This is a genomic window from Citrobacter sp. Ct235, assembly GCF_030332305.1.
In the GTDB taxonomy this organism is placed as follows: Bacteria; Pseudomonadota; Gammaproteobacteria; order Enterobacterales; family Enterobacteriaceae; genus Citrobacter_A; species Citrobacter_A telavivensis.
The window spans coordinates 1-18,402 of the sequence record NZ_JAOWIC010000037.1 but is presented as its reverse complement, the minus strand read 5'-3'; the positions used below and the strand labels follow the sequence as shown (position 1 = coordinate 18,402).

The 18,402-nt window shown below is 53.3% G+C and carries 26 protein-coding genes and 1 pseudogene; all 27 read left to right on the top strand.

What is annotated here, in order from left to right; all coding sequences use genetic code 11:
• The first annotated feature begins 2 nt into the window (after window positions 1-2).
• A complete protein-coding gene (locus OGY35_RS03910) occupies window positions 3-1,454 on the top strand; it encodes a DUF1073 domain-containing protein (protein ID WP_286631474.1) in 1,452 nt (483 codons plus the stop codon).
• A 55-nt stretch (window positions 1,455-1,509) separates the two neighbouring features.
• Window positions 1,510-2,058 (top strand): phage head morphogenesis protein, encoded by a 549-nt coding sequence (locus OGY35_RS03905; protein WP_353655474.1) that lies wholly within the window; start codon window positions 1,510-1,512, stop codon window positions 2,056-2,058.
• Between the two features lie 35 nt (window positions 2,059-2,093).
• Entirely contained in the window at window positions 2,094-2,360 is a 267-nt protein-coding gene (locus tag OGY35_RS03900) for a hypothetical protein (protein ID WP_286631473.1), read from the top strand.
• Between the two features lie 76 nt (window positions 2,361-2,436).
• Window positions 2,437-3,639 carry a DUF2213 domain-containing protein gene (locus tag OGY35_RS03895; RefSeq protein WP_286631472.1) on the top strand — a complete coding sequence of 401 codons (1,203 nt, stop codon included), beginning with the start codon at window positions 2,437-2,439 and terminating at the stop codon, window positions 3,637-3,639.
• A 3-nt stretch (window positions 3,640-3,642) separates the two neighbouring features.
• A complete protein-coding gene (locus OGY35_RS03890) occupies window positions 3,643-4,137 on the top strand; it encodes a structural cement protein Gp24 (RefSeq protein ID WP_286631471.1) in 495 nt (164 codons plus the stop codon).
• Window positions 4,138-4,151: 14 nt separating this feature from the next.
• On the top strand, window positions 4,152-5,093 hold the full coding sequence (locus tag OGY35_RS03885) for a DUF2184 domain-containing protein (protein WP_187251959.1): 942 nt from the start codon (window positions 4,152-4,154) through the stop codon (window positions 5,091-5,093).
• Between the two features lie 45 nt (window positions 5,094-5,138).
• Window positions 5,139-5,420 (top strand): STY1053 family phage-associated protein, encoded by a 282-nt coding sequence (locus OGY35_RS03880; protein WP_152951575.1) that lies wholly within the window; start codon window positions 5,139-5,141, stop codon window positions 5,418-5,420.
• Window positions 5,389-5,805, top strand: a complete 417-nt coding sequence (locus OGY35_RS03875; RefSeq protein WP_286631470.1) for a DUF4054 domain-containing protein — start codon at window positions 5,389-5,391, stop codon at window positions 5,803-5,805. Before OGY35_RS03880 ends, OGY35_RS03875 begins: the two co-directional genes overlap by 32 nt.
• The gene (locus OGY35_RS03870; protein WP_286631469.1) at window positions 5,805-6,308 is read left to right on the top strand and encodes a hypothetical protein; all 504 of its coding nucleotides are present in this window, start codon (window positions 5,805-5,807) and stop codon (window positions 6,306-6,308) included. Before OGY35_RS03875 ends, OGY35_RS03870 begins: the two co-directional genes overlap by 1 nt.
• Window positions 6,308-6,712 carry a head-tail adaptor gene (locus tag OGY35_RS03865; RefSeq protein WP_169328846.1) on the top strand — a complete coding sequence of 135 codons (405 nt, stop codon included), beginning with the start codon at window positions 6,308-6,310 and terminating at the stop codon, window positions 6,710-6,712. The genes OGY35_RS03870 and OGY35_RS03865 overlap by 1 nt, the downstream gene beginning before the upstream one ends.
• Window positions 6,705-7,253: a phage neck terminator protein gene (locus OGY35_RS03860; RefSeq protein ID WP_286631468.1), complete on the top strand. Its 549-nt coding sequence runs from the start codon at window positions 6,705-6,707 to the stop codon at window positions 7,251-7,253. Before OGY35_RS03865 ends, OGY35_RS03860 begins: the two co-directional genes overlap by 8 nt.
• Window positions 7,254-7,255: 2 nt before the next feature.
• Window positions 7,256-8,407, top strand: a complete 1,152-nt coding sequence (locus tag OGY35_RS03855; RefSeq protein ID WP_152951570.1) for a DUF3383 family protein — start codon at window positions 7,256-7,258, stop codon at window positions 8,405-8,407.
• A gap of 9 nt (window positions 8,408-8,416) precedes the next feature.
• On the top strand, window positions 8,417-8,857 hold the full coding sequence (locus OGY35_RS03850) for a phage structural protein (protein WP_169328848.1): 441 nt from the start codon (window positions 8,417-8,419) through the stop codon (window positions 8,855-8,857).
• Window positions 8,858-8,860: 3 nt separating this feature from the next.
• On the top strand, window positions 8,861-9,310 hold the full coding sequence (locus OGY35_RS03845; protein ID WP_061069934.1) for a phage tail assembly chaperone: 450 nt from the start codon (window positions 8,861-8,863) through the stop codon (window positions 9,308-9,310).
• A gap of 11 nt (window positions 9,311-9,321) precedes the next feature.
• Window positions 9,322-9,507 carry a DUF6889 family protein gene (locus OGY35_RS03840; protein WP_090049856.1) on the top strand — a complete coding sequence of 62 codons (186 nt, stop codon included), beginning with the start codon at window positions 9,322-9,324 and terminating at the stop codon, window positions 9,505-9,507.
• Window positions 9,488-11,470: a lytic transglycosylase gene (locus tag OGY35_RS03835; RefSeq protein WP_286631467.1), complete on the top strand. Its 1,983-nt coding sequence runs from the start codon at window positions 9,488-9,490 to the stop codon at window positions 11,468-11,470. Before OGY35_RS03840 ends, OGY35_RS03835 begins: the two co-directional genes overlap by 20 nt.
• The gene (locus OGY35_RS03830) at window positions 11,470-12,057 is read left to right on the top strand and encodes a phage baseplate protein (protein WP_286631466.1); all 588 of its coding nucleotides are present in this window, start codon (window positions 11,470-11,472) and stop codon (window positions 12,055-12,057) included. Before OGY35_RS03835 ends, OGY35_RS03830 begins: the two co-directional genes overlap by 1 nt.
• Window positions 12,057-12,359: a phage baseplate plug family protein gene (locus OGY35_RS03825; protein WP_286631465.1), complete on the top strand. Its 303-nt coding sequence runs from the start codon at window positions 12,057-12,059 to the stop codon at window positions 12,357-12,359. The genes OGY35_RS03830 and OGY35_RS03825 overlap by 1 nt, the downstream gene beginning before the upstream one ends.
• 2 nt (window positions 12,360-12,361) lie before the next feature.
• Complete coding sequence (locus tag OGY35_RS03820) at window positions 12,362-13,423, top strand: hypothetical protein (RefSeq protein ID WP_286631464.1); 1,062 nt, start codon at window positions 12,362-12,364, stop codon at window positions 13,421-13,423.
• A gap of 3 nt (window positions 13,424-13,426) precedes the next feature.
• Entirely contained in the window at window positions 13,427-13,765 is a 339-nt protein-coding gene (locus tag OGY35_RS03815) for an STY1065/STY2022 family phage-derived protein (RefSeq protein WP_286631463.1), read from the top strand.
• Between the two features lie 85 nt (window positions 13,766-13,850).
• Window positions 13,851-14,630, top strand: coding sequence for a hypothetical protein (locus tag OGY35_RS03810; protein ID WP_286631462.1), 780 nt, complete (start codon window positions 13,851-13,853; stop codon window positions 14,628-14,630).
• Entirely contained in the window at window positions 14,617-15,012 is a 396-nt protein-coding gene (locus OGY35_RS03805) for a hypothetical protein (protein WP_286631461.1), read from the top strand. The genes OGY35_RS03810 and OGY35_RS03805 overlap by 14 nt, the downstream gene beginning before the upstream one ends.
• Before the next feature lie 64 nt (window positions 15,013-15,076).
• A complete protein-coding gene (locus OGY35_RS03800) occupies window positions 15,077-15,829 on the top strand; it encodes a Gp138 family membrane-puncturing spike protein (RefSeq protein WP_286631460.1) in 753 nt (250 codons plus the stop codon).
• The gene (locus OGY35_RS03795; protein ID WP_286631459.1) at window positions 15,829-16,182 is read left to right on the top strand and encodes a contractile injection system sheath initiator; all 354 of its coding nucleotides are present in this window, start codon (window positions 15,829-15,831) and stop codon (window positions 16,180-16,182) included. Before OGY35_RS03800 ends, OGY35_RS03795 begins: the two co-directional genes overlap by 1 nt.
• Entirely contained in the window at window positions 16,182-17,381 is a 1,200-nt protein-coding gene (locus tag OGY35_RS03790) for a baseplate J/gp47 family protein (protein ID WP_286631458.1), read from the top strand. The genes OGY35_RS03795 and OGY35_RS03790 overlap by 1 nt, the downstream gene beginning before the upstream one ends.
• Entirely contained in the window at window positions 17,378-18,058 is a 681-nt protein-coding gene (locus OGY35_RS03785) for a baseplate wedge 1 family protein (RefSeq protein WP_286631457.1), read from the top strand. The genes OGY35_RS03790 and OGY35_RS03785 overlap by 4 nt, the downstream gene beginning before the upstream one ends.
• Window positions 18,058-18,402, top strand: a pseudogene (locus OGY35_RS03780) (phage tail protein); the annotation flags it as partial. The gene OGY35_RS03785 and the pseudogene OGY35_RS03780, both read left to right, overlap by 1 nt.

The window sequence follows — 18,402 nt, the reverse complement described above, 5'->3', positions numbered from 1 at the left end:
CCATGGCGAAAAAAACGGGACGAGTCGCCACGGCTGATTCGTACGATAACTTTGTTGCTCGCGTTGGTATGCAGCAACCTAACCAGCATGCAGCGTCAACTTATCGAGCAAATTACACCAGCCGCAACCGTCTGTTGATTGAATGGGCATACCGTTCTTCATGGATTATCGGCGTAGCTGTTGATGCTATTGCTGATGACATGACGAAAAAGGGTGTTCGCATTACCAGCGAAATTGACCCGAAACGCCGGGGGATACTTGAAAGCAGGTTCGAAGAGTTACAACTCTGGGAAAGCCTGAATGAGTCGCTTAAGTGGTCGCGTCTATACGGTGGCGCAGGGGCGCTGATCCTGATTGAAGGGCAGGCGCCATTGACCCCGCTGATCCTGGATAAAGTCGGTAAAGGTAGTTTCAAGGGGCTGGCTGTACTTGACCGCTGGATGCTCAACCCGCAGTTAGGCCGCCGTATCAAAACACTAGGTCCTAACCTCGGCAAACCAGAGTTCTATGACATCGTCACAACGGCGCAGGGATTGCCAGCATGGACCCTGCACCACAGCCGACTCATAAGAATGGACGGTGTGAAGTTACCCTATCAGCAGAAGGTCACCGAAAACGAATGGGGAATGTCTGTTGTCGAACGTATCTTCGACCGCCTGACATCTTACGATAGCACCAGCGTCGGCGCAGCGCAGTTAGCATACAAGGCACATCTTCGAACGGCAAAAATAAAAAAGCTTCGCGAGATCATTGCAATGGGCGGGAAACCGTACGAGGCGTTGATCAAGCAAATGGATATGGTTCGCCAGTTCCAGACCAATGAAGGTATGTCCCTATTCGATGCTGAGGATGCGTTCGAAACTCACTCATACTCATTCGCTGGGCTTTCCGACCTGTTAAGTGAATTTAAGGAAGATATTGCCGGAGCCGTTGGGATCCCTCTTGTGCGTATGTTCCGACAATCGCCAAAGGGTTTTTCAACTGGCGATGCTGACCTGGCAAACTATTACGGCGACGTGGGAACACAGCAGGAGCGAGATCTACGCCCACACATCAGACTGTTGTTTGACGTGCTGCATCGTTCGGAGTTTGGCGAACCTCTGCCAGACGATTTTACCTTTGAATTTAACCCGCTTTGGCAGATGAGCGATGTCGACCGTTCTACTGTAGCGACCAATACTACGAATGCCCTGGCGACAGCGGTTCGGGACCTGGGAATGTCGCAAGCGGCCGCGCTGACGGACCTGCGTGAAATGGCTGACGTGACAGGAATCGGGGCGTCCATATCCGACGAGGACATCAATAATGCGAAAACCCAGTGGGAGGAGGATGAATCTGAAACCAGCCCTCCGCCGGCGTTCGGAAATACAGTACCGCAAAAGCCTGTTGGCGATAGCAAACCAGATCGGGGAAATCGTAGCTGGCTCTTACGATGGTTCACAGGCCAGCGCTGACAAAACCGCCAGCATTCTTGTGGACTATTCGGACGTCATCAGCGACTGGGCGGAAATGGTCGGTCGCAAAATGTTTGATCAGGTCGAGCGCGAAGAGTGGAACCAGTGGCGATCCGTCTCGGAAGAGATTGCCGCCGGTCTGCGCGATGTGGTGGGGAACACTCCTGTCGGGCAGGTGGCGCAGGATATTGTCGCCAGGCAGGTGCAGTACATGAAGTCGCTCCCGCTTGAGGCGGCTGGACGCGTCACCGAAATACAGCAGCGCGCTATGCAAGCGGTGATCAATGGCGAACGCCCCGATCAGCTTTACGAAATGATAATGCAGTCTGGTGAAGTCGCTGCTGGCCGTGCGCGTACTATTGCCCGCACAGAGATAGGCAGGGCTACTGGTGCGTTAACGCAAGCTCGCGCACAGGCCGTTGGGTCAGAGGGGTATTGGTGGCGGGTTAAAGGGGCAGGAACGCGCCCATCGCATCGCAAGATGAAAAATGTGTTCGTGCGTTGGGACGCCCCGCCAACGTTGGACGGTATGACCGGCCATGCCGGGTGTCTGCCGAACTGCGAATGCTGGTCAGAAGTGCATATACCCGAACCGAGAAAATAGATATTCTGATTCAGAACAACCAAATGGAATGAATTATGAACTCATATTTATTTTTTCCGTCGTCAGGTAAACCATGCCGGAATATCGCAAGCTATGGTCAAACTAAACACTTGAAGCCTATCTTGATGGGACCTAATGCCCCAGGTTCTGTGGAGTTTGATATAGAAGAATATGACTTTACTCAACCTGACGGCAGCGTCAAAAAATACCTCGTTTCATACGAGAAAAAGCCTGACAATGCTGATATTGAAGCTGCAATCGTTAGTTCGAAATTACCACCAATCGAAACAGATGATGAGTAGTTCTCATTAAATCGCAAACTAATCTAAGGTCGCCAATCGGCGGCCTTTTTTATGCCCGCAATTCGGCAGGTAACTCATGAAATATTTCTTTAAAACCCGCCTGGGGAACACTCGTTTCCAGTTGGCTGATGGCTCGGTGCTCTTTAAAGATGTGCCGATAGGGCGCACTGGCGAGCAGGAGTATGACGCCACCGAACGCCCGGAACTGATACCGGATTCCAGAGGCAAGGTGATTGTCAGACGCACGCCGGAAGAGGTCTTTAGTGAGCGTGCGATGGCTTCCTTTGAAGGTATGGCGGTGACCATCGGCCACCCTCGAGACTTCAACGGGGAAATTATCTTTGTCACACCGGAGAACTGGCGCCAGCTAGCCAACGGGCACATTCAGAACGTCAGGCGCGGGCAAGGTTCAGAATCCGACCTGTTGCTTGCTGATGTGATCGTTAAAACCCCCGAGGGGTTACAGGCCATCGACGATGGTGACGATGAGGTCAGTTGTGGGTATGACGCTGATTATGAACAAATCTCACCCGGCCTCGCAAATCAGTCTGCGATAACCGGTAACCATCTGGCCCTTGTCCCAAACGGGCGGGCCGGTTTCCGCTGCAAAATAGGGGATGCTATGCCTAGCACGACTAAAAACTGGTTTACCCGGCTTTTAAAGGCCCGTAAAACCAACGACGCCGCCGAAATGGCGAACCTGATCGATAACCCGCCGGACAATATGACTGGCGATAACGACGATGTATCAACAGCCGTGACTCCGGGCGGCGTGGTCATCAACCTTTCACCCCAGAGTCCAATGCCTGCGCCGACTTTGCCTGTCACGACCGACTCGGAAGAAGAGATCCCGGCGTGGGGGAAAGCGCTGATTGAAGCCGTGGCGAAGCTCACTCCGGCTGCTCCGGCGACGGCTGACGAAGATGAAGACGAGAAGGGCGAAGAAGAGGGCGCTGTTACTGGAGACGCTGCTTACCGCGCCGACCTGATTCAGCCAGGCATTCAGTTGCCAGCGAAAGCGAAACCTACGGCGTTCAAACGCCAGATCCTTGCCGCTGCCGATCAGTCACTGGTTCGTTCCATTGTGGGCGATGCGGATGTGACAAAACTGAAAAAAGCCACTGTGGATATGGCGTTCAACGCCGTTTCTGAACTGGCGAAAAACCGCAACACTAACGCGCAGACTGTCGACAGTTTCCGCACGATGACCACTACCACCACAAAATCTATCGCGGAGATCAACAAAGCCGCGAAAGAAATCTGGGCTAAACGAGGCTAAAACATGGCTAACACCATTCTTTACCGGATGTCTTCGGGCATCGCCGGGGCTATTTCACGCCCGCAGGATTTAACTGTCGAGCCTCATGTACTCGATTCCACAAAGCCATTCGCGGCGTATGGTCTGGGCGGGAAAATATCTGGCGGAAAATTTGTTCCTGTTGAAACGGGCGATGAGGCTACGGTGCTGGCGGGGGTTTTTGTTCGTCCTTACCCGACGGCATCACAACCCGACAAGATTCGCCAGGTTGGCACTGGCTTCAACTTTTCCGGCGACAACCTGAAGCGTGGTTATGTCACGGTCAATATCGGTGGCGACGCGTCAGCGGTTGCCCTGAACGCGCCGGTCTATATGCGCGTTGATACACCGACCGAAACCAGCCCGCTCGGCGCGTTCCTCGCCGCTCCTGACGGTACGAACACCGTCCAGATCACCAATGCTTACTTCAATGGTCCCGGCGATGCCGACGGGAATATTGAACTGGCGTACAACATTTAAAGGGAGCATTAAAAATGCCAATGACCTTTGATCAGGCAACAGTCGACAGCACTGGTGCTTTCCTTGTTCACGAACTGGAGAGACTCGACCAGACGCTGAACCTTCCGCTGACGTCCCAGACATGGAGCCGCGATATTGAACTGCGCGAAGACATTTCTATTGCGGATGAGATGAGCTCTTTCACCAACACTTCCTTTGCGGCAGCAGGCACACCGAACGCGAATGGTAAAAACTGGATTAACCAGCTTGCGACCGCTATCGCTGGTCTGAATGTGGATATTACAAAAACAGGCTTTCCTCTGGAATTGTGGGGGATGGAGCTTGGATGGACGGTTATCGAACTGGCCGCAGCGGCGCAGGTTGGCCGTCCTATCGACACCCAGAAATACGACGGTATGCAGTTGAAGTGGAACATGGATACTGACGAGCAGGTGTATATCGGGGATTCGGTGAAAGGTGCTAAAGGTCTGCTGAACCTGTCACAGGTAACCCCGACGAACGCGGCGAAGACCTGGGCGACGTCCTCTCCGGACGAAATCCGCGCCAGCATCAACCAGGTACTGAGCAATGCGTGGATCCGCTCGGCTTATTCGAAAGTACCGGAAGATTTGCTGATCCCGCCGGAACAGTATTCCTTCCTGGCGAGCACCATTGTTTCTTCTGCGGGTAACCAGTCACTGCTGACCTACCTTGAAACCAACACGATCGCTTTCCACCAGAACGGCAAGCCGCTGAACATTCGCCCGGTTAAATGGTCTATCGGTCGCGGTGTGGCAGGTAAAGACCGTATGGTCGCGTACACGAACGATAAAAAGTTTGTGCGCTTCCCGATGGTCCCTCTGCAGAGCGTTCCGATTCAGTACCGCGGCATTTATCAGCTTGTGACCTACTACGGCAAGCTGGGTGCAGTTGAGCCGGTTTACCCGGAAACCCTGAACTACATGGATGGCATTTAATCCAGATACAGCCCCTTCACAGGGGCTTTTTTCTAAGGAATTCCAATGAAGAAAATCTATGTACTGACCGCGTTCAACTTCAACGACGGCACCAGCATCAAGACGTTTACTCCCGGGTTTCATGACGTCGAAAGCGATGTGGCAGATCACTGGTTCGTGAAGGCGCACTGTTCGCCTGATGGTGAAGCACCGGCGCTGGAAGCTGATCCGCGTATTGCAGAGCTCGAAACACTGGCGGCGGAACAGGCTACCCGTATTGCAGAGCTCGAAACGCAACTCGCAGAGGCAAAAGCTAATGGCAAAAAACAAAAGTCTGCCGACGCCTGAGAAATTCCGCGCTGACTTTCCACAGTTTTCTGATGCAACAAAATACCCCACTCCGATGGTACAGGCCCGTCTCGCCCTGGCAGATGTACTGATGAGTGAGTCACGGTTTGGCGAAGATATTTTCCCTTATGTCGTTGAGTTATTCGTGGCGCACTACATGGCTCTGTACGCAGCGGATCAGCGTGGCGCCGCGGTTGGTTCTTCCGGTGGTGCGAACAGCGGGGTGCAGACATCAAAATCAGTGGACAAGGTTTCTGTCAGCTATGACGCCAGCATGACCATGAATCCTGATGCGGGTTTCTGGAATAACACCCGCTACGGCTCTGAATTCTGGGAATACCTGATGATTTTCGGCGCCGGGGCTATTCAACTGGGGACACCGTAATGAAAAGCGGTCTGACGGTGCGAACGGACAACGCAGCGTCTGTCCTGGAATCCCTGCGCCAGTTATCCGGCATGGATGTGCTGGTGGGGATCCCGGAAGACAAAGCGGCGCGCGAAGGCTCTCCGATAAGCAATGCAGAGCTGGGCTACCTCCACTCAACCGGCGCAACGGTGGAAATTGACGGTGAGACCGTTACGTTACCGCCGAGGCCATTTCTGGATATGGGGATCGAGGATTCAAAACCCCGAACTACTGAGCACCTGAAAGCGGCGGCAACTGCTGCGCTGGAGGGGAACACAGAAGCGGCAATGCGTGAGCTGGAAAGCGCCGGACAGATTGCCCGTGATGCTGCGAAAGCCGTTATAGGTGCTGGTGACCGCCTGCATCCTCTTTCTGAGAAAACCCTTGAACGCAGGCGGGCCGAAGGCATTCCCGGCGAGAAGCCGCTGTATGCCCACGGTTATCTGCTGCGCTCCATTAACTACGTCGTGAGGAAAAAATAATGCCTTTTCTCGATGTGAGTGAGGTTCTTCTCGATCCTGACTTCATGGACACCAGTCTGGTTTGTCACCGACAGGTTCAGACGGTTGATGAGGATAATTTCGCGACAAATACCCCGCAGGATATTCCGTTTTCCGGAGTAGTGACTGTCGATCGCTCCCTCGAGGCGAAACGTATGGCCGCAGGCCAGAACATCAGCGGAGCAATCCTCATCGTGACGCAGTTCAGACTAACGCAGGGCCAGCCTGGTACAGACAGTACCCCGCGACTGGATGCCGATATCGTGACCTATAGCGGCCGCGACTATCGCGTGACTTTCGTCGACCCGTACACCCGCTACGGTGCCGGATTCGTCCAGGCACATTGTGAACTGATGGACTTTGACGGAGGGACGCCGGATGAGTAACGACAGCACCACGCGCGGATACCTGACGCCTGCCGCTGGTGGGCCTGCCTACGATGAGGCGCTGGAAAGGGAAATCAGCCGATGGATCCGCGGCGTCACCGGGTTACCGGCCAAAGCGGTTTTTCCCCGGTGGACGGATCCGCAACCGTCGATACCGAAAAACGGGAACACATGGTGTGCATTCGGCATCACGACCGTACCGCTCCCCGGCATACCCGCGAATATCCAGGTGGATGAGAATACCTCTGATCAGTGGGCATGGGAGAGCGTGACTGTCATTTTATGCTTTTACGGTCCGCAGGGAGCCAGCACGGCGACGACTTTCAGAGCTGGTCTCTTTGTTGAGCAAAACAACACAGAGCTTAACCGCGTCGGACTATCCCTCAGCGATGCCGGCACCATTTATAACCTGCCCGAACTGATTAATAAGCAGTGGGTGAGGCGCTACGATCTCACCGTCACGCTGACCCGTAAAACCATCCGCACCTACAACATTAAATCCATCGTTGAACCCAACGTTACAATTTCAACCGGAGATTGATCATGGCGAAAGGCTTGCCTTTAAATCGCGTCACCAACGTGACTGTGACGCTTTCAGCCAGAGCAGCACAGGGCCGAAACTTTGGCTCTATGCTGATTCTGGGTAACTCGACTGTTATTCCGATTGCCGAACGTCTGCGCCTGTATTCAGCCCCGGACGATATCGGCGATGATTTCGGTGTGGACAGTGAAGAATATAAAGCTGCGGTTATCTGGTTCTCCCAGTCGCCGCGACCGACTCAGGTCTACGTTGGGCGTTGGGTGAAAACCCTCGAGTCTGCGGAAACCGGTGAACCGGAGACCCTGCTGGAAGCGGTGAATGCACTGCTGGATTATAATTCCTGGTACGGGCTGCATCTCGCCGTCCCTGAGGCCGACTATCCTTCTGACGCGGATATGATTACCGTTTCGGCGGCAGTGGAATCAGCGACTGTCTCCCGCATTCTGGCGATCACCTCTGATGATGCGGATGTTATGAGTACGGTTGTTGAAACGGATCTCGCGTCGAAACTAAAAGCGGCGAAATACAGCCGTTCTTTTATTCAGTACTCATCTACCAGTCGCTACGCCGCGCTGTCTTCGTTTGGTCGTGCCTTTACGGTCAACTTCAACGGTAGCAACACCACTATCACCCTGAAGTTCAAGCAACTGCCAGGTGTGACCTACGAAACCATCAGTACGTCACAGGCGAACGCGCTGGAAGCGAAAAACTGTAACGTTTACGTTTATTACGAGAACGATACGGCCATTCTTGAACAGGGCGTGATGTGTAATGGCGACTTCTTCGACGAGCGCCACGGTCTCGACTGGCTGCAGAACGCGGTTCAGACCGCCGACTACAACACGCTGTACACCAGTACCACGAAGATCCCTCAGACCGACGCAGGGACAACCACCCGTATCGCCAACATTGAGAAGGTGCTTGATGTGGCTGAACGAAACGGCCTGTTTGCACCTGGCGTCTGGAGCGGTGGCCCTATGGGACAACTCAATACGGGCGATACGCTGACGAAGGGCTATTACACCTGGGCTGACACCGTTGATAACCAGTTGCAGACCGATCGTGAAGCACGCAAAGGCGTACCGATTCAGGTCGCTGCTAAACTGGCTGGTGCCGTTCATTACGGCGACGTCGCAATCACCGTAGTGCGTTAAGGAGAAAAAATGTCTACGTATTCTTTTCTCGATGTATCAAGCACCCTGGCGGGCCCAACCGGAACTATCGATCTCGGTTCTGGCTCAGCTAACTCCGAAGAGGGTATTACGCTGTCGATGACTGAAGCCAAAAACACCATGACAATCGGTGCTGACGGCGAAGTAATGCACAGTCTGCATGGTGGCAACAGTGGGACGCTGACGGTTACTCTGTTGAAAACTTCTCCTGTGAACAAAAAACTGTCGCTGATGTATAACGCGCAACGCCTGTCTTCTGCGACCTGGGGGAATAACGTGATCGTGGTGCGTAACAAGGTCTCTGGCGACTTTTTCACCGCCCGATCCTGTGCGTTCCAGAAACAGCCGGACTGGAATAACCCTAAGGTCGCCGGAACGGTAGCCTGGGTATTCGACTGCGGCAAAGTTGACGGCCTGCTGGGGGAGTTTTAACCAATGGAATTTGAAATCAAGGGCATTAAATACAATGCCGGGAAACTCAGCGTTTTTGATCAGTTAAAGGTTTCTCGTAAATTGCTGCCAGTTCTGGCCGGTGTGCTGGCGGATTTTGGCAGTGTTCGCGCGATGCTTCCTGCTGGTGGTATGGAAAACGCGAATCTCGATGCGCTGGCACCGGTACTTGAAAAAGTGCTGCCGCGTATCGCCAGTGAGCTCTCAGCACTGAGCGAAGAAGACACCAACGCGATTATTCACCCCTGCCTTGCGGTAGTGGCTCGCCAGAACGGGAAAACATGGGCGCCGGTGTTTAACAGCGGTCAGTTGATGTTCGACGATCTCGACCTGTTTTCCATGCTACAGATTGTGGCGCGGGTGGTCGCCGATTCGCTCGGAAATTTTTTGCCCGCACTCCCTACCAGCGCGACGCCGGACCCGTCTCAGGATTAACTCTTAACAGCCTGCCTGACGGGCTGTCTTATCTCCTTGACCCGGTGGATGCCGGGTTAATTCCTTACTACGCGTTGAAGGATGGATCTGTCGATCTGTGCGATATCGCGCTGATGAATGACCATCTGGCTGTTAAGGCCGACAACCAACGCCGGATTGATAAATGGAGAGAGGCTAATGAACGCGGAGACTATTAAAGATTTCCTCGTATCGCTGGGATTCAGCCTTGATGAGTCCGGGTATCAGAAATTTAATTCTGTGCTTACGGGAGCGACCGCTAACGCGATCAAAATGGGGCTGGCGGTCGAAGGGGCTGCGCTCTCCGTTGTGGCATTCACCGCGAAAATAGCCTCAGGACTGGATCAGCTTTACTGGGCATCGCAGCGCACTGGTGCGACGGTTCAGGGGATTAAGGCGGTAGGCTACGCCGTTTCTCAGGTTGGCGGCAGCGCCGACGCCGCGCGCGGTTCGCTGGAAAGTCTGTCACGTTTTATGCGTAACAATCCAGGCGCTGAGGGATTCCTTAACCGCCTGGGCGTTCAGACGCGTGACGCCAGTGGCAAAATGCGGGATATGTCCACCATCTTTACGGGAGTTGGGCAGAAGCTCAGCAGCATGCCGTATTACCGCGCCAACCAGTATGCACAAATGCTGGGGATTGATGAAAATACCCTGATGGCAATGCGCAGGGGCGTCGGGCAGTTCAGTGCGCAATACTCGGCGATGGCGAAAGCGATCGGCTTCAACGCTAACGAGGCCGCCGTTTCCTCCAACCGCTTTATGACGTCGCTACGCGCGTTCAGCGAAGCCGCTGGAATGGCGCGCGATAAGATTGGTGCCACACTTGCCGGCGGTCTTGTCGGGAGCATGGATAACCTGCGGAAACAGTTGCTGGATAACTGGCCGCGTATAGAAGCTGTGCTGACGAAAGTCATCAAGGGCATTCTCTGGGCTGGTGATGCCATTACGCGCGTACTCTGGCGCGCTGGTGGCGCCGTCAGTGACATTATCGACTGGTTTAAACGGCTCGACCCGGCAACCCAGCAGTTAATCACGTTGTTCGGTGCGCTGTTAGTTGCCTGGCGGCTGCTGAATTCCGCGTTTCTTGCGTCACCCATTGGCATTGTCATGATGCTGGCGGGCGCACTGGTCCTGCTCTATGACGACTATAAAACGTGGAAAGAGGGCGGCGACAGTCTTATCGACTGGGAAAAATGGGCTCCCGGCGTCAACGAAGCGCTGAAAAACATCAAAGAGCTACAGGACAGCATCAGCGGCCTGACAGATTCCCTGTTGAAACTGCTCGGTATTGATCCGAAATCGTGGTCTCTGAAATGGGATGTTCAGAACTTCATCACACAGATGGGTGAATTCAGCAAGATGCTGAACCTGATCGCTGACCTGTTGAACGCAATAAACGAGGGGCGATGGAGCGACGCGGCCAGCATTGGCAGGCACCTACTCAATCAGGGCAGTGGTCAGCCTTCCGCAATGCCTGCTGTCACCGACAGCGCCAACAGCACAGCGGAATGGATCAAGAATAAAACTGGCTGGGACCCGCGTTCAGTGGGCCAGACAGTCCGTGGATGGTTTGGTGATGATGAACCAGAGCAATACGCGCAGGCTACGAAACGCGGAGAACGAAATAACAACCCCGGCAACCTTAATTTCGCAGGACAGGCGGGGGCGGCGCTCGAACGCCCGGGCGGCAGATTTGCCAGGTTTGAAACTGCTTTCGATGGTTTACGTGCGCTATCACGACAACTGACGCTCTATGCTGGTCGCGGAATAAACAGCATAGAGAAAATCATCTCCACCTGGGCACCAGCCTCTGACAATAACAACACTGCAGCATACATTCAGGCAGTATCTGAACGGCTCGGTGTGGATCCGCAGGCAGCCCTGAACATGAGCGACCCGCAAACCATGTCCGCCCTGATGAGCAGCATTATCCATCATGAGAATGGAAGGAATATCTATTCCGGCGAGCTCATCAACAAAGCGGCCATAGCTGGTATTGGCGGAACGCAGGTGAATCAGAACAACAATTATTACATTTATGGCGGCGGGGATGCTCGTTCTGTTGGTACGGAGGTCGAACGCCGACAGCAGTCATCAAACGCCCAGGTGATGCGTGGCAACCAGGTTAAGGTGGGCTAATGGATATTCTCTCAACGCTGTTTCAGCAGCAGAGCCGGAAAATCGGCGTGATTATCCCCAGCGTTGTCGTTACCGAGAAACACAGCGATACGCTGGAGATAACCGAACACCCGGTTGAAGTTGGTGCCGCTGTTGCGGACCATGCTTACAAGCGGCCCTCCGAGGTGGTGATGGAGGTCGGTTTTGCTGGTGGTGGTTCTCTCCTGGACTTTGCCAGCAACCTGACGGCTACCGGTTTACTCGGTCTGAGTCCGCAGGAAACGTATCAGGAGATACTGAACCTGCAGGACAGCCGCGTTCCGTTTGATGTGGTGACGGGTAAACGCCTGTATAACAACATGCTGATCCGCGCGCTGGAAGTGACTACGGATAAAACGACTGAAAATGTCCTTTCAGCCATCATCACCCTGCGGGAAGTTATTATTTCCCAGACGCAACAGGTTACGGTGGCGGATAAAAAGGACATGAAAGACGGCGTAAGCACTTCCTCAGTGCAGAACACTGGCACGAAAACCACCAAACCGCCGAACACCTCCCTGCTGAAGAGCATCGCCGGTGGCGCGGCTTCACTACTGGGGCTTGGCTAATGGCAATTCAGGAAATTCCACTGACGGCGGATAACCAGGAATTCAGCATCAACATCGCCGGGACCACGTACCGGATAAGCATCATCTGGCGGGATTTGTACTGGATTATGGACCTGCAGAACGACAGGGCGGAGCCGGTAATTTCCGGAATCCCGCTTGTCACGGGTGCTGACCTGTTGGCTCAGTACGCACATATGAATCTGGGGTTTAAGCTGGTGGTCGTCTGCGACGACAACGCGCAGGACTATCCGACGAAAACTGATCTGGGTGGCCGCAGTCATTTACTGGTTTCAACGGAGTAATCATGTCACAGAACTGGATGCGGCATTTCGAGCTACAGCTCGTTGACGACAACGGGCAGGGCATACAGCTCAGCGATTTTAAAGTGACCTTCACGATCGACTGGTTCAACATCAGCAGTGCGTCACGGGTGGGCACATTCAAAATTTACAACCTGTCAGCAGATACGGTGAACCGCATCACCGGGCAGGAGTTTTCGAAAGTGCGGCTGATTGCTGGATATGACGGCATTGCGCCTGAAGTAGCGGCCAGCGATGTTGGTGTTGCGCGGGAAGTCGATACCAACGCGGTTGGACAGAGTGACGGTCGCAACTATGGGCTGATTTTCAGCGGGGAGATCCGCTATTCCCTGACCGGGAAGGACAGCCCGATTGATTCCTACGTGCTGATTCAGGCCGCAGATACCGATCTGGCTTTCGCCACCAGCATCACCTCGCAGACTCTGGCCTCCGGTTACACGGTCGCCGATGTCAATCGCGCGTTGATGAAAGACTTCGGAGCCAAAGGCGCGACCGAAGGGCTTACATCGGAAATGCCCGCAACGGTGTTTCCGCGTGGTCGTGTGCTGTTCGGCATGACCCGGCACCTAATGGATAATGTAGCTTCACAGTGTGGCGCCACGTGGCAGTTTGTGGATGGCCAGCGGCAGATGGTGGCGAATAACGAGTATGTGCATGATGCGATCGTGCTCAACAGCGCCACCGGGCTGATCGGTATGCCGCAGCAAACCATCGGTAACGGTGTGAACGTCCGCGCGCTGATTAACCCGAACATCCGGGTAAACGGGCTCATTCATCTGGATCAGGCTTCTGTATTCCGCACCGCGCTGTCGAACAACGATATAGCGATGGCTGGCGGGCAGATTACCGACCAGAACACGGACGGCAATATCACGCTCAGCGGAACCACGGCACAGCCTGCCAGCATTGCAACGGATGGCGTTTATATTGTGCGCGGGATTATGTACACTGGCGACACAAGGGGCCAGGCGTGGTACATGGATATGATGTGCGAAGCGCGTGGCGCGGCGGATCTGTATACGCAATCGGCTTTGCAAAGGGGATGAGCAATGAGAGGTATTATTTTTCTGTTAGCTGTCTTTTCTACGTGCAGTGCGTGGGCGGATGGTTTCACGGTTAAATGCGGTGGCTACACTATGGTTGCAAACCAGGGCGAGTTATCGACAATTAACGGTGAAAGAGTTACCTCTCAAAAAATCACTGAGCTGGGTACCAATGGTTTGAAAGTAGACATGGGGCTTATGCCAGCCAAAGACGGTAACAACTACGGCTTTGAATACATTCGTCGCCCTGGTACCGAAACGCGTTTTCTGAACGTCCAGCTGCTGCAGAACAACATGGACGCGCCAAAGGTCATTGGCTCGTTTCCTTGCGTGAAGGTGAAGTAAATCGGAAGGTTGCCGATAACATTCATGTTGACTAGTTTGTGCGCAAGAACCACAATTACTATCCATTTTGCATGAGACTCACCATATGGCTGCGGGTATTCCACTAGAAAAAGCACAAAAACATCTTGATGAGATCAACCAACTCTTAGTGGAATACAAGGCAATTGACCCGTTCACTGAGCGGAAAATTCGCACAGAATTAACCGCTGAACCGACACCGCTTACCAACATTGCGCTTTCGTACCTTGATGCTGTATCGGGAAAAAGTGAAGATGCTTTAAAGTACCCAAGGCTTTCGCTTGAGGTTAACGATGTTAATCTAGCCCGCCATTATCATCACATCCTTCTTCATACTTTTAGCTACAATGAGTTGAGAAGTGTTTCCTATGCTCTGGCAAAAAAATACCCGAGCAAACAGTTCAGCCATAACGCCATGAGTTGGGCTTATCGTTATGGTGAGCGTGAGGACCTTGAGTTTTATTATAACGAACATATCAAGCTCCTTTCAGAGGCCGAAGGTAGGAGTAATGCTATGAAACATAAAGAAGAACTCCTTTCTGAAATGGATAGCATCTTTGATGCTTCTAAATGCTCAAAATCTCAATTCCAAATCCTGGCATCAATAATTTGGTCTGTACTGAGCGAGCATAAAGCAGTTACGGGATTTGTAGAACTTAGTGGTCGTGGGACTGGGTGTTACATCGTAGATGTGAAAAATCTTGACCCTAAAAGTATCGCTAAAATGAATTTTGAGCTTGCTGACAGGGTTTGTGCTGATGAGCGCTTGGATGATTGTGCCCTTGTTGCTCGCTTTTCCTCGCCACGGAAATTGCATACGGGGGTCAGCTACAGTGCCGGTAACTAGTGATCAGCTTCTTGATACTGCACGTTTGTGTCTTTCTGAAAACTGCGAAAGTGGATATCGGAGCGCGATTTCCCGAGCTTATTACAGCATGCTTCATGAATCGATGACCTCGCTGCAGTCGCTGCCCCATTTTTCGCACGACCACCATAAAAATACGGTGGGCTATATGGTCAACCCCGCAGAGTGTAAAGGTGAACCATATTCGACTCAGACACTAAAATCATTAGGCTGGGTTCTTAAGCAATGGCGTGATGCGCGAAATGAAGCGGATTACGACTTAACCAGCGTAACAGTGTCTGCTGAAATGGGGTTGGATGCTATTGAAGCAGCAGAAATCTATTTCGAGAGATGGTCTCAACTTAAGTCCGCAAAAGCTTCGTGATCAATCTCATCTAAATATGGATAAACCCGCTTCGGCGGGTTTTTTGCTTTCTGGAGCCTACCAAATGGCAGTATCTGACCAGACCCGCAGCGGCGACCTTGCCGAAACCCTCAAATCTGAACGGGAAGCCACAAAGAATCAGATCCGCGTCGCTTTGCCTGGCATCGTTCAGTCATTCGATCCTGACGCGGTTACGGCTGTTGTGCAGCCAGCTATCCGTTCGGTTGAAACCGATAACGACGGTAACCGCATTACCAAAAATTACCCGCTGCTGGTTGATGTGCCGGTGGTATTTCCGCGCGGCGGGGGATGCACGCTAACGTTCCCGGTTAAAGCAGGTGATGAATGCCTGGTGGTTTTTGCCGATCGCTGCATCGATTTCTGGTGGCAGAACGGGGGAGTGCAGGAGCCTGTCGATGACCGGGTGCATGATTTATCTGATGCGTTCTGTATCGTCGGACCGCAGTCACAGGCTCAGAAAATAAGCGGAATCAGCGCGGGAGCCGCGCAGTTGCGTAGCGACGACGGAAGCACGTTCTTTGAGCTCAACCCCACTACGCAGAAAATTAAAATTGTGGCGCCGGGAGGTGTGGAGGTGATTACCCCGCTGGCTGACTTCTCTGAGAAGGTCACTATTCACGGTTTGTTAACGTGGATGGGCGGCATGATCGGTTCCATCGCTTCCGGCGTGGCATCAACAATCACCGGCGCTGTTGAGTTTATCGGCAGTGTGAAAGCGAACGGCAAAACCATTGATGATTCCCACACTCACGGCGGCGTGCAGCATGGCACCAGCAACACAGACGGGGTGAACTGATGCGATACAGACGTGAAGACGCCGACGGTGATTACACCTTTGGCAGCGGCGATGATACCTGGCTGATTAACTCGCCAGAGGCCGTGGCGCAGGCTGTGAAAACGCGATTCGAATTGTGGTACGGGCAATGGTTTCTCGACACCACGGAAGGCACCCCGTGGATCCAGTCTGTGCTGGGTAAGCAGAAGCCGGAAACATACAACCTTGCTATCCGCAAACGTATTCTTGAAACGCGGGGCGTTAAATCAATCCTCTCTTTCGATACGACGGTGAACACCACGACGCGCCGCGTCACGTTCGCCGCTGAGATCGACACCATTTTCGGGACAACAACAGTCACATCGGAGGCGTGATGGCCCTAAACCTCAACACACTCGGCTTATCGGCAACGGTAACCGCTGAGGGGATCAGTGCACCTGACTATCAGACGATACTCGAGACCCTGACAAGCTATTTCCAGCAGATTTATGGCAGTGATGCTTATCTGGAACCGGACAGCAAAGACGGTCAGATGGTGGCGCTGGTGGCACTGGCGATTCACGATGCCAATAACACGGCTATTTCCGTCTATAACTGCTTTTCCCCTGCTACCGGGTACGGCGCAGCGCTGACAAGCAATGTAAAAATTAACGGTATCGCCCGCAAAGGCGCGACGAATTCGACTGTAGATCTGCTGCTTACTGGAACTGCCGGCACGACAATTACAAACGGCTCCGTGCGGGATCAGAATAATATTATCTGGAATCTGCCAGCTTCGGTGTCAATCAGTGTAGACGGAACCGTACAGGCTACTGCAACGAGCGCTAACAGCGGGGCGATTGCAGCGCTGGCCGGAACTATCACCACCATCAACACACCTACCCGCGGCTGGACGTCGGTAACGAACCCGACTGCGGCTACTGTCGGCGCACCAGCAGAAACAGACGCAGAGCTGCGCATCCGGCAGGGGCAGAGCGTTGCGCTACCATCGATCACACCGTTTGAAGGTGTCGACGGTGCGATCGCCAATGTTGCTGGCGTGACGCGACACAAGCTCTACGAGAACGATACTGGCGCTTTTGATGCTAACGGTCTTCCTCCGCATTCAATTTCTGCCATTGTTGACGGTGGTGACATTACAGAAATCGCCCAGACCATCAGGGGCAGCAAAGGGCAGGGGACGTCAACCTACGGGACTACCTCTGTCACGGTGCCGGACACTTACGGCAATCCGCACGTTATCAGCTTCTCCCGGTCGACTGATGTCCCGGTCTACGGGCATATCACGCTGAAAGCCTTCGCGGGTTATACATCTCAAATCGGTGTGCAGATCCAGCAGGCGGTCGCTGATTATATCAACGGGCTGACGATAGGGGATTCTGTTTTGCTGAGCCGCATTTACTCGCCGGCGAACCTCGGCGTCGTGAGTGGTGGCAGCGCGCGCTATTACGACATTCAGGAACTGCTGATTGGCAAATCGGCTGGATCATTAGCGGCGGCAAACATCGATATTGCCTACAACGAATCAGCGTCATGTAACCCGGCAAATATCGCTATTACGGTGACGTCATGAGCAAGTACACCGAGTTAATCACCAACTACCACGCGACGAAGCCCAAATTTTTTGACCATATCGATCTCAGCACCCGGCCACTGATTGATATCTCTACCGCCACAAGAGGGCTGGTAAGTGCCTTTGATATCGATACAGCCGTCGGTGTGCAACTCGACATCCTCGGTCTGTGGATCGGACGAAGCCGCATTGTCAGCCAGCCAATCAGTGGAGTTTATTTCAGCCTGGATATTGATGGTCTTGGTTTCGATCAGGGGGTATGGCAGGGGCCGTATGACCCTGATTCAGGTTACACAACCCTGAGTGATGAAACCTACCGAATAATCCTTAAAGCGAAAATTGCAATTAACAACTGGGACGGCCGTAACGACTCGCTCCCGCCAATCCTTGACGCTGCGCTGGAAGGTTCTGGACTGAAAATGCAGATCGTCGACAACCAGGACATGACCATCAGCATCTGGGTATTCCCGGAGACTGACATTTCAAACGTTTCTCTTGAACTTATTGCGGCCATTCGACAGGGGTATCTGACGGTGAAAGCTGCAGGGGTATGGGGAGGAAGTATAGAAATCCCGGCGGTAGAAACACCGTCAGAAGGTAACCGATTCTTCGGTTTTGACATGGACAATGAATATATCGCCGGATTTGATGACGGCGCATGGGGAGAATTACTCTAATGCCTATTAACGATTTTAAACCGTTCGCAACTGGTCCTGGCGCAAACGTAACGTCCCAGGCGGACTGGGAAAACCTGCCAGCACTTTTATCCGGCTTTATGTCTGGTAAGGCGTCCAGCGCGCAAATTAACAAAGCTTTTCGGCAGGTGAGCTTTATCGCTGCTGCATTGGCGCAGTTTGTAAGCGAGAAAACGGATCAGGACGTTCTTGATGACGGGGATTTGCCTGGGTTTGTTGAAAAACTGACTGCCGGCTTTGCGGCACAATATTTAAGTCGCTCGGATCCGTTTGGTGATATTGCATCAGATGGCCCGGAGGCGATCGCAACGGCCCTCGCAAACCTT

Excerpts from the sequence above, each read along its gene's own strand:
- OGY35_RS03910 (WP_286631474.1), top strand. The coding sequence starts at position 3 with ATGGCGAAAAAAACGGGACGAGTCGCCACGGCTGATTCGTACGATAAC.
- OGY35_RS03905 (WP_353655474.1), top strand. The coding sequence starts at position 1,510 with ATGGTCGGTCGCAAAATGTTTGATCAGGTCGAGCGCGAAGAGTGGAAC.
- OGY35_RS03900 (WP_286631473.1), top strand. The coding sequence starts at position 2,094 with ATGAACTCATATTTATTTTTTCCGTCGTCAGGTAAACCATGCCGGAAT.
- OGY35_RS03895 (WP_286631472.1), top strand. The coding sequence starts at position 2,437 with ATGAAATATTTCTTTAAAACCCGCCTGGGGAACACTCGTTTCCAGTTG.
- OGY35_RS03890 (WP_286631471.1), top strand. The coding sequence starts at position 3,643 with ATGGCTAACACCATTCTTTACCGGATGTCTTCGGGCATCGCCGGGGCT.
- OGY35_RS03885 (WP_187251959.1), top strand. The coding sequence starts at position 4,152 with ATGCCAATGACCTTTGATCAGGCAACAGTCGACAGCACTGGTGCTTTC.
- OGY35_RS03880 (WP_152951575.1), top strand. The coding sequence starts at position 5,139 with ATGAAGAAAATCTATGTACTGACCGCGTTCAACTTCAACGACGGCACC.
- OGY35_RS03875 (WP_286631470.1), top strand. The coding sequence starts at position 5,389 with ATGGCAAAAAACAAAAGTCTGCCGACGCCTGAGAAATTCCGCGCTGAC.
- OGY35_RS03870 (WP_286631469.1), top strand. The coding sequence starts at position 5,805 with ATGAAAAGCGGTCTGACGGTGCGAACGGACAACGCAGCGTCTGTCCTG.
- OGY35_RS03865 (WP_169328846.1), top strand. The coding sequence starts at position 6,308 with ATGCCTTTTCTCGATGTGAGTGAGGTTCTTCTCGATCCTGACTTCATG.
- OGY35_RS03860 (WP_286631468.1), top strand. The coding sequence starts at position 6,705 with ATGAGTAACGACAGCACCACGCGCGGATACCTGACGCCTGCCGCTGGT.
- OGY35_RS03855 (WP_152951570.1), top strand. The coding sequence starts at position 7,256 with ATGGCGAAAGGCTTGCCTTTAAATCGCGTCACCAACGTGACTGTGACG.
- OGY35_RS03850 (WP_169328848.1), top strand. The coding sequence starts at position 8,417 with ATGTCTACGTATTCTTTTCTCGATGTATCAAGCACCCTGGCGGGCCCA.
- OGY35_RS03845 (WP_061069934.1), top strand. The coding sequence starts at position 8,861 with ATGGAATTTGAAATCAAGGGCATTAAATACAATGCCGGGAAACTCAGC.
- OGY35_RS03835 (WP_286631467.1), top strand. The coding sequence starts at position 9,488 with ATGAACGCGGAGACTATTAAAGATTTCCTCGTATCGCTGGGATTCAGC.
- OGY35_RS03830 (WP_286631466.1), top strand. The coding sequence starts at position 11,470 with ATGGATATTCTCTCAACGCTGTTTCAGCAGCAGAGCCGGAAAATCGGC.
- OGY35_RS03825 (WP_286631465.1), top strand. The coding sequence starts at position 12,057 with ATGGCAATTCAGGAAATTCCACTGACGGCGGATAACCAGGAATTCAGC.
- OGY35_RS03820 (WP_286631464.1), top strand. The coding sequence starts at position 12,362 with ATGTCACAGAACTGGATGCGGCATTTCGAGCTACAGCTCGTTGACGAC.
- OGY35_RS03815 (WP_286631463.1), top strand. The coding sequence starts at position 13,427 with ATGAGAGGTATTATTTTTCTGTTAGCTGTCTTTTCTACGTGCAGTGCG.
- OGY35_RS03810 (WP_286631462.1), top strand. The coding sequence starts at position 13,851 with ATGGCTGCGGGTATTCCACTAGAAAAAGCACAAAAACATCTTGATGAG.
- OGY35_RS03800 (WP_286631460.1), top strand. The coding sequence starts at position 15,077 with ATGGCAGTATCTGACCAGACCCGCAGCGGCGACCTTGCCGAAACCCTC.
- OGY35_RS03795 (WP_286631459.1), top strand. The coding sequence starts at position 15,829 with ATGCGATACAGACGTGAAGACGCCGACGGTGATTACACCTTTGGCAGC.
- OGY35_RS03790 (WP_286631458.1), top strand. The coding sequence starts at position 16,182 with ATGGCCCTAAACCTCAACACACTCGGCTTATCGGCAACGGTAACCGCT.
- OGY35_RS03785 (WP_286631457.1), top strand. The coding sequence starts at position 17,378 with ATGAGCAAGTACACCGAGTTAATCACCAACTACCACGCGACGAAGCCC.